The sequence below is a fragment of the Priestia sp. 3CA3 genome, from assembly GCF_056836725.1.
This window is the reverse complement of sequence record NZ_JBXENJ010000006.1, coordinates 1-14,847: the sequence shown is the minus strand read 5'-3', so window position 1 is coordinate 14,847 and position 14,847 is coordinate 1. Positions and strand designations below refer to the sequence as shown.

15 protein-coding genes are annotated in these 14,847 nt (G+C 35.1%); all 15 read left to right on the top strand.

The genetic code is table 11. The features are described 5' to 3' along the window. Positions 1-237: 237 nt before the first annotated feature. The 15 genes from AC1VNJ_RS16480 to AC1VNJ_RS16410 all read left to right on the top strand — a co-directional run bounded on the left by AC1VNJ_RS16480 (position 238) and on the right by AC1VNJ_RS16410 (position 14,795). Positions 238-1,092: an acyltransferase family protein gene (locus AC1VNJ_RS16480; protein WP_482641064.1), complete on the top strand. Its 855-nt coding sequence runs from the start codon at positions 238-240 to the stop codon at positions 1,090-1,092. Between the two features lie 587 nt (positions 1,093-1,679). After that, a complete protein-coding gene (locus AC1VNJ_RS16475; RefSeq protein ID WP_482641063.1) occupies positions 1,680-3,620 on the top strand; it encodes a lasso peptide isopeptide bond-forming cyclase in 1,941 nt (646 codons plus the stop codon). 14 nt (positions 3,621-3,634) lie between these two features. Then, the gene (locus AC1VNJ_RS16470) at positions 3,635-3,766 is read left to right on the top strand and encodes a paeninodin family lasso peptide (protein ID WP_115653796.1); all 132 of its coding nucleotides are present in this window, start codon (positions 3,635-3,637) and stop codon (positions 3,764-3,766) included. A 447-nt stretch (positions 3,767-4,213) separates the two neighbouring features. Next, entirely contained in the window at positions 4,214-5,152 is a 939-nt protein-coding gene (locus AC1VNJ_RS16465) for an aldolase (protein WP_482641062.1), read from the top strand. Beyond that, entirely contained in the window at positions 5,145-5,444 is a 300-nt protein-coding gene (locus AC1VNJ_RS16460; RefSeq protein ID WP_482641061.1) for a lasso peptide biosynthesis PqqD family chaperone, read from the top strand. The genes AC1VNJ_RS16465 and AC1VNJ_RS16460 overlap by 8 nt, the downstream gene beginning before the upstream one ends. 28 nt (positions 5,445-5,472) lie before the next feature. After that, positions 5,473-5,922, top strand: coding sequence for a lasso peptide biosynthesis B2 protein (locus tag AC1VNJ_RS16455; RefSeq protein ID WP_098626847.1), 450 nt, complete (start codon positions 5,473-5,475; stop codon positions 5,920-5,922). 25 nt (positions 5,923-5,947) lie between these two features. Beyond that, positions 5,948-7,147 carry a nucleotidyltransferase domain-containing protein gene (locus AC1VNJ_RS16450; RefSeq protein WP_482641060.1) on the top strand — a complete coding sequence of 400 codons (1,200 nt, stop codon included), beginning with the start codon at positions 5,948-5,950 and terminating at the stop codon, positions 7,145-7,147. Further along, positions 7,147-8,940 carry an ABC transporter ATP-binding protein gene (locus tag AC1VNJ_RS16445; RefSeq protein WP_482641059.1) on the top strand — a complete coding sequence of 598 codons (1,794 nt, stop codon included), beginning with the start codon at positions 7,147-7,149 and terminating at the stop codon, positions 8,938-8,940. The genes AC1VNJ_RS16450 and AC1VNJ_RS16445 overlap by 1 nt, the downstream gene beginning before the upstream one ends. Before the next feature lie 79 nt (positions 8,941-9,019). Further along, positions 9,020-9,223, top strand: a complete 204-nt coding sequence (locus AC1VNJ_RS16440) for a hypothetical protein (protein WP_221840487.1) — start codon at positions 9,020-9,022, stop codon at positions 9,221-9,223. A gap of 109 nt (positions 9,224-9,332) precedes the next feature. Beyond that, on the top strand, positions 9,333-10,118 hold the full coding sequence (locus AC1VNJ_RS16435) for a hypothetical protein (protein ID WP_482641058.1): 786 nt from the start codon (positions 9,333-9,335) through the stop codon (positions 10,116-10,118). Further along, a complete protein-coding gene (locus AC1VNJ_RS16430; protein ID WP_115653802.1) occupies positions 10,115-10,384 on the top strand; it encodes a PqqD family protein in 270 nt (89 codons plus the stop codon). Before AC1VNJ_RS16435 ends, AC1VNJ_RS16430 begins: the two co-directional genes overlap by 4 nt. A 28-nt stretch (positions 10,385-10,412) precedes the next feature. Further along, a complete protein-coding gene (locus AC1VNJ_RS16425) occupies positions 10,413-10,832 on the top strand; it encodes a signal peptidase I (RefSeq protein WP_482641057.1) in 420 nt (139 codons plus the stop codon). A 15-nt stretch (positions 10,833-10,847) separates the two neighbouring features. After that, positions 10,848-12,659, top strand: a complete 1,812-nt coding sequence (locus tag AC1VNJ_RS16420) for an ABC transporter ATP-binding protein (RefSeq protein ID WP_482641056.1) — start codon at positions 10,848-10,850, stop codon at positions 12,657-12,659. Between the two features lie 18 nt (positions 12,660-12,677). Beyond that, a complete protein-coding gene (locus AC1VNJ_RS16415; RefSeq protein ID WP_482641055.1) occupies positions 12,678-13,781 on the top strand; it encodes a nucleotidyltransferase domain-containing protein in 1,104 nt (367 codons plus the stop codon). Between the two features lie 87 nt (positions 13,782-13,868). Then, positions 13,869-14,795 (top strand): metallophosphoesterase, encoded by a 927-nt coding sequence (locus tag AC1VNJ_RS16410; RefSeq protein ID WP_482641163.1) that lies wholly within the window; start codon positions 13,869-13,871, stop codon positions 14,793-14,795. The last annotated feature ends 52 nt before the right edge of the window (positions 14,796-14,847 follow it).

Here is a 14,847-nt window from a genome sequence, read left to right as displayed (position 1 = left end):
CAGAAGCATTATGTTCTTTAGAATATAATACCTTTTTGTTAAAGTTCACGTAATAATAAAATATATCATCAAAAAGTTATTAATTAAGATAGTTTTGTTGAAGTTCTTAGTTTATGATTTTTTTAAAATAATCCTTATATGAGTGAAAAAATACATTGTTAGAGGTTACTAATAAGTAGGTACAGGGATTCTTGTTTTCAACAGATTAGATTAATTTAGTTCTATAAGGAGGAAACCATGGAGTTTTCAAAAAAGGATATGAAAATTCTTCAAGGGGTAGCTATTTTATTTATGCTATCCCTTCATCTGTTTGCTAGAAAAGAAATTAATGGTTTATATGAAACTTTTCCAGTTATAAATGAAGTACCACTTGTTTATTACTTGGGGTTATTTGGAGACGCATGTGTTCCAATTTATTTGTTTGCGAGCGGTTATGGCCTTTTTTTTAGTTTAGGAAAGAATGCTACACCACCAGTAAAGAAAAATTTTCTCCGTATTCTAAAACTACTGATAAATTTTTGGATCATATTGTTGATGTTTATGAGTACTGCCTTTGTAGCAGGAAAGCCTGAAGCCTTTTCAGGTGGTTTTGACCAGTGTTTGCTTAACTTCTTTTTGTTGTCTAACTCTTATAACGGTGCATGGTGGTACTTGCAAACCTATGTTATTCTTGTCTTTTTAGCACCTTTACTAATCAAGTTAATTAAGAAATATAATTCTATCATCATGTTAGTAATTTCAGGGATCATTTATTTAGTTAGCTATGTAGAACGTATAAAACATGTACTTGATTTGGGCGATAATACTGTAGTTGTTATGTTAGTAAATGCTGTAGTGTTAGTTGGCACCTCGCAACTTGCTTTTGTTGTAGGAATTATTTTTGCAAAAGAAGGAATCTATTCTAAGCTTTATAATAAATTTCATAATATAAAATTTAAAAATATATTGTGTCTCCTCGGTATACTGATGTTAGTAGTCACGCATGCCTTTTATGAATCTATGATCATTGCTCCTTTTACGGCAATTACATTTATATGTCTTTTCAACCTGATGAATAAAAGTGTTTTCGTGCAGAAATTACTGACTTTTTAGGTAATCATTCAACAAATTTGTGGCTAACTCACATGTTTTTCTATATGTCAATTTTCCCAAAGCTAACTTTCACACCTAGGTATCCAATTCTAATCTTTCTATGGCTTGTGTTATTATGTCTTTTATCCTCATTTGTTATTAATGCTATTTACTATCCAATTATAAAAATAATTGATAAAAAGACTCTAATGGTTGGCATACAGTCTGACAAAACTGCTGAAAGTAAAATAAGTGGGTAGGTTGCTATAAAGCCAGGGTGGCACATTATCTTGCACTTAATTTTATGGGGTAAATTACAAATTTATAAATTGGAATTTAGTATTGCATTATTAATAAAAATATAGTATCGTTCTTTATAAAGAACGATGTAATTATTTATCCATCCTATGTAATTTAAAAGTAGTGATTTAGAATGAAAGCTTATTTTTTAACAAACTTGAAATTTATTTAGTCAAAATTCGCTCTATCACTTCATAAAATCTTTTTGTTCTTTATTAAGAATTTATTGAGTGGTTTTAAAGAATAATAGATTTATGATTAGTGTTAAATAATATAAACGTAAATCTTTTGAATCGGAGAGAAAAACAATGAGCGCAATCGCTGGCATCTATCATTCTAATAATGAACCTGTACCTATAGAGCATGTAGGAGGAATTATGGGGTCCTTACAAAAATACCCTGCTAACGATATTAAGGTATGGCATAAGGAAAATATCTTTTTTGGATGTCATGCGCAGTGGATCACACCAGAATCAGTTGGAGAGCAGCTGCCTTATTACGACTATGAAAGACAGCTAGCCATTACGGCAGATGCTATTATTGATAATCGGGATGAACTATTTGACCAGCTGCAAGTTGAACGATCGCGAAGAAAAATGCTGCCAGATAGCCAATTAATTTTACTTGCTTATCAAAAATGGGGAGAAGAAACACCTAAGTATTTAATAGGTGATTTTGCTTTTATGATTTGGGATGAGAAAAAATGTAAGCTATTTGGAGCAAGAGATTTCTCTGGGGCTCGAACTCTCTATTACTATCATACGCAGCAGCAACTTGCCTTTTGTACGACAATAGAGCCACTTCTTACCTTACCTTATATTGAAAAACAGCTGAATGAACAGTGGCTAGCTGAATATTTGGCCATAGCTGGAATGATTGATGCGGCAGATGCTTCTATGACACCCTATAAAAAGATACAACAAGTACCTCCATCTCACTGTATCTCGATAACTAAAAAGAAACTAAACCTTACAAGGTATTGTCATTTGATTTCAGAAAAGAAACTAAACCTAAAGTCAAACGAAGAGTATGTAGAAGCATTTCAAGAGGTGTTTCAAAAGGCAGTAACTTCAAGGTTGCGTACACACTTGAATGTCGGAGCACAGCTAAGTGGAGGTTTGGATTCAGGGGCAGTGGTTAGCTTTGCCGCAAAAGGTACCCAAGAGAATAACAAAAAATTACATACATTTAGTTATATTCCGCCAAAGGACTTTGTAGATTTTACGCCTAAACAATTGCTGCCTGATGAAAGACCTTTTATCCAATCAACTGTACAATATGTAGGAGGTATCCAAGATCACTATTTAGATTTTGCTGATAGAAATTCTTACTTAGAAATTGATAGTTTACTGGAAACAATGGAGATGCCGTATAAGTTTTTTGAAAATTCTTTTTGGTTGAAGGGGATGTTTGAGAAAGCTCATCATGAAGGAGTAGGAGTATTATTAAGTGGCGATAGAGGTAATTTTTCGATATCTTGGGGGTTTGCTCTAGATTATTACGCAATTCTTTTAAAGAAGTTAAAATGGCTTCAGCTGTTCTACGAATTGAATCAATATAGTCAAAACACAGGCGGGGCTAGATTACGTATGCTCCCAGTTGTTGCTAGAGTGGGTTTTCCTATAATTGATAAAATTTTTCCAGAAGGTATATCGTATCAGCTTCCTAAACTTCTTAATCAGGAATTTGCAGAGAGCACAGGTGTTTTTAATAAACTTAAAGGGTACGGCATAGACCAAACAGGATGGTTTCCTGATGCAAATATATTTGAAGAAAGAAAAAGGCATTTTGAAGATGTTTTCCATTGGAATGCGGGTAATACACTTGCCGCCAAACTGTCTTTACGCTATGCCGTATGGAAGCGCGATCCAACCAATGATTTGCGTGTAGTGCGTTTTTGTTTATCGGTTCCTGAAGAACAATACGTTCAAAATGGAGTAGATCGCTCTCTTATTCGAAGAGCAACAGAGAACTTCCTTCCTGATGAAGTTAGGTTAAACCAACGTATTCGGGGAGTTCAAGGAGCTGATTGGGTTCATCGAATGATTCCCCATTGGGATGCATTTGTGGATGAAGTGGAGCAGCTTAGTGCAGATGAAAGAGTTTTAAGGTTTTTAGACGGTCAAGTAATTAAGAAGGCTCTGTTAAAAGTCAAACAGGGAGCGCAGCCAGAACATGCCACTGATCCCGATTATAAGGTTTTAATGCGCAGTTTAATTATATATCGATATATTAAAAAATTTACTTGAAAGGAGGTGATAACATGAAAAAAGAATGGCAAACACCCGTATTAGAAGTACTTGATGTGAAAATGACAATGCTTGGAAAAGATGGAGATTATACTGATGCTGCTTTTCCTCAAAACACACCTAAAGGTAAATTAACTTTTAGCTAAATGATCGGACAGAGCTATTCATCCAAATCTGCGTGGATTTCGTACATATGAAATTTTGCAGTGCAGGTTTGTAAGATTCAAAAGTTAAAAGCCCTTATATTTAAAAAAACATATAGGGGCTTTTAACTATTTAAAAAAGTCACTTATTCTTTTTTAAAGTAAATTATTTCACAAATAAAACAGTTCTTTGTTCTATTGACAAGACAATTGGAAAATGCTATATATTAAGTAGTTGTTCTTAATTAAGAACTATTTATCTAGTATAGAGTTTTTCTTAATAATATTAATATACGTTGATATAGAATTATTTTTTTGATTTAATTGTTCTATATATAGAACTTATTTGATTATATCGGTTTTAAAACAGGTGACTGCCTCCTCACTGAATTTAGCTCTTATAGCTAAGTGGATATAAGGAGAAGTACATGAGGAATGGGGACGTGTTAAATGATAGACACTGTAAATAGGACTGCTTACAAGGCGTTTGGATTAACCGTTTCAAGTGAGCTTTCTCTGCCAGAACTGCTGCAAGCGGGCGTAGATGAAGGTGAAGTAGATGTTGTGATTAAAGAGGCCGATCTTTTCGGATTATGGTCTGAAAGATCTGTTCCAGATGATGATTTTGTTATTCAAGAAAATTCAGTTATGTTTCATATTCCCGAAACAGCTTTCTTTTTGGTCGAAAACGGAAATGAAATTCTTTTCTCCCCAATGGAAGGTGCTCATGAAGATGAACTGCGTCTCTATATTCTTGGTACTTGTATGGGGACTGTGCTGTTACAAAGAAATATTCTCCCTTTGCATGGCAGTGCGATTGCTATAGATAACAAAGTGTATGCAATAGTAGGAGAATCTGGTGCTGGGAAATCAACTCTTGCTTCAGCTTTTTTAAAAAGAGGCTATCAACTTCTGAGTGACGACGTTATAGCGGTAACTGTTACTGACGAGAACATGCCTGTAGTCATACCTGCTTATCCACAGCAAAAATTATGGATGGAAAGTTTAAATGAATTTAAGATGGAATCAAGTAATTACCGGCCTATTATTGACAGAGAAACAAAGTTTGTTATTCCTGTTCAATCTCAATTTGCAAATCAACCGCTGCCTCTTGCAGGTGTATTTGAACTAGTTAAAACAGATGGGGACGAAATAGAACTACACTGTATTCAAAAACTAGAACGGTTTTATACTCTGTATACTCATACTTACCGCAATTTTTTTGTGCAAAAGGCAGGCTTGATGGAATGGCATTTTAGTACTTTAGCAAAAATTATTAACAAAATTGAGCTTTATCAGCTTCGTCGACCTACGTCTCGTTTTACGGCTCATGATTTACCAGATTTAATTTTAGCTACATTAAACAAAGGAGAGGTATTAGATGATTAAAAGTATTTCAATAAGTCAATTTGTTAGCCAAGGGGAAGGAAACATTGTAAGTGATATGGATGGAGAAAAAGTGATGTTAAGTATTCACAACGGTAAGTACTATAACCTCGGGGAGCTCGGAGGTGAAATATGGGAGAAGATAAAAGAGCCCGTTTCCATTCAAAACTTAGTAGACGAACTAGTTGCTGAGTACGATGTAGAACTAGATACGTGCAAGGAGCAAGTCATTTCGTTTTTAACCTTGCTAATTGATGAAGATCTAGTAAAAGTTGAAGGCGAAAAGGCATCGTAGTTTTTATTATTTTGAAAGGAATAGTCATATGGCACTTATAAAAAAACTAAAAGCTTTCTTATTATTTGATTGGAAGACAAAAAGTTTGTTATTGGAGTCTTACCTTTATTTAGGGTGGTCTCGTTATTTAAAGAGTGTTCCTTTTTCAAAAGTGGCGCCTACTTTAGGTAATCATATGGAAGAGACATCTTTTACTCTTAGTTCATCAAATAAAGAGGTATTAGCCAGTGTAGCGCAAGCTATTCATATTATGAGTCGCTATACATTTTGGGAAAGTCAGTGTCTTGTAAAAGCCATTGCTGCAATGAAAATGCTAGAGAAACGCCAGATTGAAAGTACTCTTTATTTAGGTACTGCTAGAGAAGAAAATGGAGAGTTAGTAGCGCATGCGTGGCTTCGAAGCGGCCCTTTTTATATTACGGGAGCAGAAGTAATGGAAAGGTTCACCGTAGTGAGTAAGTTTGCTAAAAAGCTCTGATACTAAACGATTGAAGGAGAACTCAATGGATAATCAATTCTGTCTGAATGTATCTGGCATCCCTAATGAATTAAATTTAATCATTGAATTGCTAAAAAGTAGTGCTACCGGTGATACGCTAACTAACAAATTGGAAGTATGCAGAGGAATTGATTGGGATCTTTTTGTTAATCAAGCGGAACACCATCGTATTTATCCAATACTCTACTCAAAGTTAAAAACAACGGATGAACATATTATTCCTACTTACGTTATTCAAAGTTTACGTCAAGCATATAAAAGAAACACATTTCACATGCTTCATTTAAGTGCTGAAATGGAGAGAGTGGCTAAATTATTTACAGAAGCTCAAATACAGCTTCTATGCTTAAAAGGTCCGGTACTCGCTCATGAATTATATGGTGATATCTCTCTTCGAACCTCTGGTGATTTAGATGTCTTAATTCCTATTGAAAAACTCGAACAAGCAGATGAAATTCTCACAAGCATAGGATACGAAAAAGATGATTATATTCAAACGGTCTTAAACGACTGGAAATGGAGGCATCATCATGTTACGTATATTCATCCTAGAAAACTGATTAAAATTGAAATCCATTGGAGATTAAATCCAGGTCCAGGAAAAGAGCCTAGCTTTAATGAATTATGGGAAAGGAAAAGTAAAAGTGAACTGATTAGTTATCCCCTCTATTTACTTGGAAAAGAAGACTTATTTATGTTTCTTATCTCACATGGAGCCCGTCATGGATGGTCTCGTCTTCGGTGGCTGTTTGACATTCATCAAATGATGAATCAAGAGGTGGACTGGCAAAAGGTTTATGGCTTACTGAATTGTTATCATTATCTTCCTATAGGAGGACAGAGTATCATTCTAGCATCCCAGTTATTTCATACAAAAATAGCCGAAGAAATGCATTCTTTGGTTGCAAATAAACGTCCAAGAGAGTTAGCTCAAGAAGCAATGTTTTATCTCGAAAACATGATAAATTTACATAACGAACCTGTTCCTGAAAATGTGGCTAAATATCACAGCCGTCATTTATTCTCATTAATGTCTACTCCACAAAAATTAGCCTTTATTGTGAGCTTTTTATATCCTTATCCTGAAGATGCAGAGACATTGCCATTACCAGAAAAACTTCATTTTCTATATTTTCCTTTGCGTCCTGTTTTATGGGCTTGGAGGAAGACTAGAAAAGATGAGTTACGTAAGGGGAGAACATAATGAAGCAGCTTGTATACTTCTTGAAGCAAATTCATTCGTTTGCTGGCAAAAGGCTCTATATTAACCTCTTAGCAACGGTATTTATGAGTTTACTTGAAGGTGTTGGAATTTTACTATTAATTCCAATGGTTAGTCTAAGTGGTATCGTGAACTTTGGGACAGGAGAATCATCAATTTTAAGGGCATTTTCATTTTTTCGAGATCTTCCTGATGCTATAAGCTTGCTTCTAATTTTGGGTAGTTATGTGTTAATAGTTACTGTTCAAAATATATTACAAAGGCAGGTAACTGTTCAAAATACCGTTATTCAGCTTAGTTTTCTAAGATATATGCGTTTAGAAACCTACAGAGTTCTACTTCATGCAGATTGGAATTTTTTTATCAAGAAAAGAAAATCTGATTTAATAAATTTATTAACAGCAGAGGTTACTCGTGCTGGTGCGGGCACAACCTCGTTTTTACAGTTTATAGCTTCTCTTATATTTACGTGCATACAAATTGGGCTGGCATTTTGGCTTTCACCTAAAATAACCCTTTTTGTATTACTTTGCGGTGTAGTGATTATCTTTTTGAACCGTAAATTTCTCAAACGATCGCTGGCATTGGGCAATAGAAACTTTGAGCTGGGAAAAAGCTACCTCGCAGGGATAACAGATCAAATTAACGGAATTAAAGATATTAAAAGTAATACTTTAGAAGAATCGAGAATGAGCTGGTACCGATCGATTACAGAAGAAATGAAAAATGAGCAGGTTGAATATACTAAATTAAAAACAACGTCACAATCTTATTATAAAATCTCATCTGCTGTATTAGTTGCGGCCTTTATATATGCTGCAGTGAAGTTGTTTCATGCTGAGGCAAGTCAGTTAATGCTTATTATTCTAATTTTTTCAAGATTATGGCCAAAGGTTGCCGGTATTCAAGCCTCTATGGAACAGATTGCGACAACTCTACCAGCATTTAAAGCTGTGAAAGCCTTGCAAGATGAATGCAAAAATGCAAGAGAATTTGAAAAAGAAGCTAATCAAAGTGTCGAACCAGTTCAATTTAAAAAAGACATTCAGTGCAGAAATGTTTATTTTCGCTATAACCAAGGTGCGTCTTACGCTTTGCAGCATATTAATTTAAGCATTCCTTCTAACCAAATGACTGCTTTTGTAGGTCGGTCCGGTGCTGGGAAAAGCACGCTGATAGATTTGTTGATGGGGCTTAATCAGCCTGAAAAAGGTCAGGTTTTAATCGATGGAATTCCGTTATCAAAAGATAATTTATTATCGTTAAGGCGAGCTATCAGCTATGTTCCACAAGATCCTTTTTTGTTTAATGCGAGTATAAGAGAAAATTTATTGTTGGTGGAACCTAGCGCAAGCGAAAAGCAAATGTGGAAAGCGCTTGAGTTTTCATCGGCTGCAGAATTTGTAAGAAGGCTTCCGCAAGGACTTGATTCATTAATCGGAGACCGAGGAATTAAGCTTTCAGGAGGAGAAAGGCAGCGGCTTGTGCTCGCCCGCGCTATTTTACGCAATCCATCTATTCTCGTCTTGGACGAAGCAACGAGCGCGCTTGACACGGAAAATGAAGCGAAAATTCAAGAAGCATTGGAACGATTAAAAGGGAAAATGACGATTATTGTTATTGCTCATCGTCTGTCTACAATCCGCAATGCTGATCAGGTTATCGTGCTGGAGCAAGGTGAAATTATTCAACAAGGTGGCTTTACTCAACTTGCCGAAGAAAAGAGTAATACATTTAGTCAATTACTAGGAAAACAAATGGAAGCTGCTCATTAGACCTTTACTAAACAGCAGTGAGTTAAATTTTTCAAATTAATCGTTCTTAATAAAGAACTAATTGAAAGGAGGTGATCATATGCAAAAGAAGATCTATAGCGCTCCAGAAGTGTTAAATCATCAGCCAATCCGTTTTGAAACCGCTCAAAGCTGGAATCCTGGAAAAGGAAACTTAGATCATCCTGGAAAAGGAAACAATGGTTCCAACTGGCCGTCTACGAATCCAAATCCTACTCCAGGTGGTGCAGGTGCTCCAGGAAAAGGAAAAGGGAAAAATAAATAAAATATTGTTTTAGCTATTTTATTTACTTCATACAGCAATATATAAAGCAGAAAGTCAATGGTGTTCCATTGACTGCTGTTTTAAGAGAAATTGATTGAGGAGACGAATAATGAAGACGCTGCATACAAAAATAGGGGATCACTATATTGATATTAAAACAGAATTTGATGACGTATGGAAAATAATCAAACAATATTTTTTATGTGTTAGTATAGCGGGAAACCAGCCGGATATGACGGTTACAATCACAAATGGCTATGGTGTTTCGTTTCAAGATTATGAAGTCGCTATAGAAGAAAAACTCAATACAATTACTTTTAAAAGAGCAGACTATTTAATTGAAGTAGATTCAGAGTATAAACTGGCTAACTTAGCTATCCACGATGAATTGGCTTTAAAACATGCTCTTATGAACTTATACAGTTCGTTCATTGTTCATCATAACTGGGGGATTCTTCTCCATTCATCGTGTGTTATTAACAGCGGCAAGGCGCATATTTTTACAGGGCACTCAGGAGCCGGAAAGTCGACTGCAGCAAAGTTATCAATGCCAAGGGAACTTCTTTCTGATGAAGCTACAATTTTAAAAATTACAGAAAAGAGTGTAACAGTTTTTAACTCACCGTTTAGAAGTGAGTTAAAAGCCAAGGGAAGTGAAAAAAAAACACTTTTAGAAAGTATTCAGCTACTGCATCAGTCACTATCTAATCAACGGATAGAGGTAAGGAGAATAGAAGCGTTGATGAAGCTGATAGATAAAGTGTTTTACTGGTCTTATAAACCTGAAGAAACGAAAACAATCATGAGCCTGTTACAATTGTTAGTTAAACAAGTGCCTGTGTATGAGCTTCATTTTCAAAAAAACAATACATTTTGGGAGTTGATGTCATCGTGACAAGTTATATTCAAAAAGGCGGTTATGAAGTAATGGAAGTAGACTCAGAGTGGGTGATTTTAAATTCGCATGCCTATACAGTGACTACTTTAAACGAAGTAGGAGGCTACTGTTGGAAGGTAATAGAAAACAAAAAAACGCTTGCGGAAATTATTAAAGCTGTTGCAGCTTATTACAATACTGAAGCTGAAATGGTTGAAGGAGATATACAGCATTTTTTAAATAAGTTAATTGATTGCGGCCTTGTTGAAAAGTATGCAAGCTAATAATAAGCAGGGGCATCTATTAAAAGCTTTGATTGATCGGAATGGATTGCTTGAACTTCCTGCTGAAGGAACGAGTATGTATCCTCTTATTAAACAAGGAGATATTTGCCGGTTTACTTCAATAAAGCATTCTCCGCTAAAAAGAGGAGACATTGTTTTATTTGAAAGTCCAGCTAATAAACTCATTGCTCATCGACTTTTAAACTGTTCCTACGTTCAAGAAGAAGAATATTATATTTTTAAAGGTGATACGAACTACGGGGTGGATGATCTGGTTACCCGAGAAAAGATTATCGGAAAACTTGTTGTTATTCAAAAAAAATCAGTGGCGATTCAAGAAAAAAATGTAGCTGCTGTTTTATGGGGAAAGCTCATTCTTGCTTTTCCTCTCCTGTCAGTGCTGTTACGAAGGTATATAAACTATCAAGAATGGAAAAAAGCAGATTGAAAGGAGGATGTCGTTATGATTAGTTTTAAAAAGATAAAGCAATTCGACATCCGCGAATATATTTCTATCAAAGAGACAAAAAGCATGGTTCAGTGGCTCTGGCCATACGTAATGAAGCATAAAGGTGCTTATATTGGACTGTTTATTTTGTTGTTTGTTGAAATTACCCTTACTTTAGTATCTGCATGGTTTATCGGAAACATTACCGATGCTGCTGTTCATGGTAATTTTGAACGGCTTAAGTGGCTAGTAGCTATTGGTGTAGGGTTGTCAGTAACAAGTATTACAGCTAATTTTATTGATACATATCTTGAAACAATTGCGGTCAATGCCGTCAAGCGAGACTTGAATTTGGATTTATATAAACATATTTTACTTTTACGAGAACGAGACGTTTCAAATTTACATTCTGGTGAATTGTTGTCTCATTTCACTAACGATATACATAATGTTGAAGGTGTAATTGGACGAGGTTTAATTAATTTAGTTAGATTTCCAATTATTTCTATAGCTTCCTTTATTTATTTAGTTCAAATTAATTGGAAATTATCGTTATCAATTGTGCTCGTAGCTCCTATTGCGATTGCTGGTGGAGCTATATTTGGGATTTTACTTCGAAATAATAGCCGTATCATGAATGAATTAATTAGCAATATTATTAAAAAACTGAATGATACGTTTCACGGATTTACTGTAATTCGATCTTTTACATTGGAAAAGCTGTTTTATAAAGAGTATGCACAAAAGAATGAACAGCTTTATTCATTGGAAATGAGAGAGGCAAAGTTAAGAGGCTGGTTTTACGCTGGAAGCGAAGCAATTGGAGCCATTGCGTTTCTTATTAGCTTAATTATAGGTGCATTTTTTGTAACAGACAATATTATTACGATTGGTGCATTATTAACATTTATTAACCTTGTGAACCAGTTGATTTCTCCCTTGACAGGACTAGCTGGACAGTGGGCTGGTTATCAGCGGTCTGTGTCAGCGTTAGAAAGAATTACTAAACTACTTAATTATCCAACTCAAGCGAAGGCGCTGCCTCACTATACTTCCGCAATGCTTGTTCAAAAGGATATACACGTTAGAAATCTTACATTTAGCTATGATGAAAGCGCGACTGTGTTTAAGGATTTCAACTTATACATTCCTGCTGGTAAAGCAGTAGCGCTAGTTGGTCCAAGCGGTGCCGGAAAATCAACGCTTTTTAATTTGATTCAACATTTTTATGAACCTCACTTTGGCACCATTTCGATCGATGGACGTTCAATTGATGAGTTAACCATTTCAGAACTAAGAAGTTCAATTGCATACGTTCCTCAAGAGACATTTCTTTTTAGCGGTACAATAAAAGATAATCTAATGATAGCAAGACCTTTGGCTACGGAAGAAGAAATGATTAACGCTGCTGTTCATGCAAATATTCATGATCATATTATGACACTGCCTAACGGCTATGAAACAGAAGTCGGGGAACGAGGAGCTAAGCTGTCAGGAGGTCAAAGACAGCGATTAGCCATCGCAAGAGCCATTTTAAAAGATGCGCCTATTCTTCTATTAGACGAAGCAACTTCAGCACTAGACAGTGAAACAGAACATTTGGTAAAAGAAGCATTGGACCGTTTAATGGTCAATCGTACAACTATCATGATTGCCCATCGATTGTCTACTATTCAACATGCAGATCTCATTGTGGTAATGGATCAAGGAGAAGTTGTTCAAAAGGGCACCCATGAAGAGTTAATGAGACAAAGTGGAATGTACCGCAGATTAAATAACGCACAAGAAATCAGTGAACAGAATCCAATCATGCTGAAAGCTAAATAATAGGAGGGAAGAAGTACTTTGCTCGATAAACTCATAACATACCTTTACGATTCTAACGCTAATCTACCAAGTAATGATGAATTTTATTATGAAGCAATAAAAGAGATTGAATTGTATTTCATTTCCCCACAAGTCTACTCCTTATTGAAAGAAAAAGGAAAGCTAGGCAATACTCCTTTATTCTTTCAAACAAGACTCAAGCAAAAATATCAAGAAACACTATATCAAAATTTATTTATTAAAAATCAAACGGATCGTATTATTCAGAAATTTGAAGAAGAACAGATAGAAGTGATACCTCTTAAAGGAGTCTACTTTGCTGAAAAATATTTTGGTCACATAGGTGCCAGAGGGACTTCAGATATCGATATCTTAGTTAAGAGAAAAGACATCAATAAAGCAAAAGAAGCAGTAAAATCCATGAATTTTGAAATTGAAGAAGAATTTATTCCTTCTCACTTTCACATTAGTTTTAGTAGAGAAATTCCTGGATCGGCTATCCCGCTAACAGTTGAAATTCATTGGGATATATTGAAAGAAAAAACTGCTAATTTCAATATCCAAGAGTTTTGGGGTGAAGCAGTAAGGTTAGAAGGCTTTCAGTTTGTAAAGACTTTATCCGACTATCACACGTTTTATATGATATGTCTTCACGGTTGGAGGCACAATTTAGATTCGCCTAAGCACTTTTTAGATATTATTCAAATAATTGATGTTGTAAAAGATAGGATAAGCTATGAAACTCTCTTTAAGGATGCAAAACGCCATCAAACATATAAGAGGATGGTTCGAACATTGTCCATCGTGTACAGTCAGTACAGCATATTGAACGAAATAAAGAAATTAAGTTCTATAGAAAATCAATTTAAGGGTTGTATGTATTCAACATTGGAACAAGAAAAGAAAGGAATTAAAAAATATTTTGCCTTTATGGATTATCAATTTTTTAGCTATGATTCTGTTTGGCATAGTTTAAGTGAAATGCGCAGCTGGTTATTACCGAATAGGTTTGAAGTAACTTCTCAGTTAAAAGAGACGTCAAAACAACGTTCGTATTTTTATAGTTTACTTATGTTATATAAGCAGAGATGTAATAGTGTGGTGAAAGTTCTAGGGTCTTAGGATTCGAATTTATAGAGAGTTTAACTTATAAAGAAGTCTGTACCACTTTTTAATCTTCATACATAGGAGGGGATGCTAGTGAGAAAGATGAAAGGAAAAGTGATAGCAGCCTCTTTCTTTTTAATAGCTGTAGTAGTTGGATATACAGTTTGGGATAATCAACGAATTACTATAGCTAAGCAAGACATTGTAATTGAGCACCTACCTAAAGAGCTTGAAGGATTTTCTATTGTTCAAATTACAGATTTGCATGAAAAAGAATTTGGGGAAAATCAAGAAAGACTAATAAATGCTATTAATTCAATTCATTATGATGCTATTGTTTTTACTGGTGACATGATGAAAAATAATAGCACAAACGCCGTGCCGTTTTACACGTTAATAGAAGGTATTGAAAATAAACGACATGCTTTATTTGTACCGGGAAATACAGATCCTAAAAGCTATCGTACTTCTTCAAATCATCTTGAGAAAAGTGAATTTGTTAAGCATATGGAAAAAAAGGGCGTTAAGCTTCTTGATTCCACGTATACAGTAGAGCGAGGAAATGCCTATGCTCAGTTTGTTAACTTTGACTGGTCGTTGAAGACAGAGAATAAATTAGAAAAAAACAGAAATAATTTGTTGAAAAACAAAGATTATCCGAAAAAGGAAACCACAAATCTTATTATTGGGTTGAATCACTTTCCAGTAGTTGATTCTCACATCGATGCTCTTCTTGCAGATCCCAGCGTTACCTTTAGGTATTACGATTTAATTATGGCTGGGCATTATCACGGAGGGCAATTTCGTATTCCATTTTTCGGCGCACTTTTTGTCCCGGAAGCATGGTATGAAAAGAGTGGCCTGTTTCCTCCTCAAGATCGAGTTAAAGGACTGTGGGAATACAAACATATTAAGCAATATATTAGTGCAGGATTAGGAAGCAACGGTCCCATCCCATTTTTGAATTTTCGGCTTTTTGACTCACCTGAAATTAACGTACTAACATTTAAAAGTGGGAAAGCTGAATGAAAAAAATCTGCTTATATATGATAAGATTTATTAATAAAGCTACGCTCGACAA

Coding starts and splice junctions, on each gene's coding strand:
- AC1VNJ_RS16480 (WP_482641064.1), top strand. CDS start 238: ATGGAGTTTTCAAAAAAGGATATGAAAATTCTTCAAGGGGTAGCTATT.
- AC1VNJ_RS16475 (WP_482641063.1), top strand. CDS start 1,680: ATGAGCGCAATCGCTGGCATCTATCATTCTAATAATGAACCTGTACCT.
- AC1VNJ_RS16470 (WP_115653796.1), top strand. CDS start 3,635: ATGAAAAAAGAATGGCAAACACCCGTATTAGAAGTACTTGATGTGAAA.
- AC1VNJ_RS16465 (WP_482641062.1), top strand. CDS start 4,214: ATGATAGACACTGTAAATAGGACTGCTTACAAGGCGTTTGGATTAACC.
- AC1VNJ_RS16460 (WP_482641061.1), top strand. CDS start 5,145: ATGATTAAAAGTATTTCAATAAGTCAATTTGTTAGCCAAGGGGAAGGA.
- AC1VNJ_RS16455 (WP_098626847.1), top strand. CDS start 5,473: ATGGCACTTATAAAAAAACTAAAAGCTTTCTTATTATTTGATTGGAAG.
- AC1VNJ_RS16450 (WP_482641060.1), top strand. CDS start 5,948: ATGGATAATCAATTCTGTCTGAATGTATCTGGCATCCCTAATGAATTA.
- AC1VNJ_RS16445 (WP_482641059.1), top strand. CDS start 7,147: ATGAAGCAGCTTGTATACTTCTTGAAGCAAATTCATTCGTTTGCTGGC.
- AC1VNJ_RS16440 (WP_221840487.1), top strand. CDS start 9,020: ATGCAAAAGAAGATCTATAGCGCTCCAGAAGTGTTAAATCATCAGCCA.
- AC1VNJ_RS16435 (WP_482641058.1), top strand. CDS start 9,333: ATGAAGACGCTGCATACAAAAATAGGGGATCACTATATTGATATTAAA.
- AC1VNJ_RS16420 (WP_482641056.1), top strand. CDS start 10,848: ATGATTAGTTTTAAAAAGATAAAGCAATTCGACATCCGCGAATATATT.
- AC1VNJ_RS16410 (WP_482641163.1), top strand. CDS start 13,869: ATGAAAGGAAAAGTGATAGCAGCCTCTTTCTTTTTAATAGCTGTAGTA.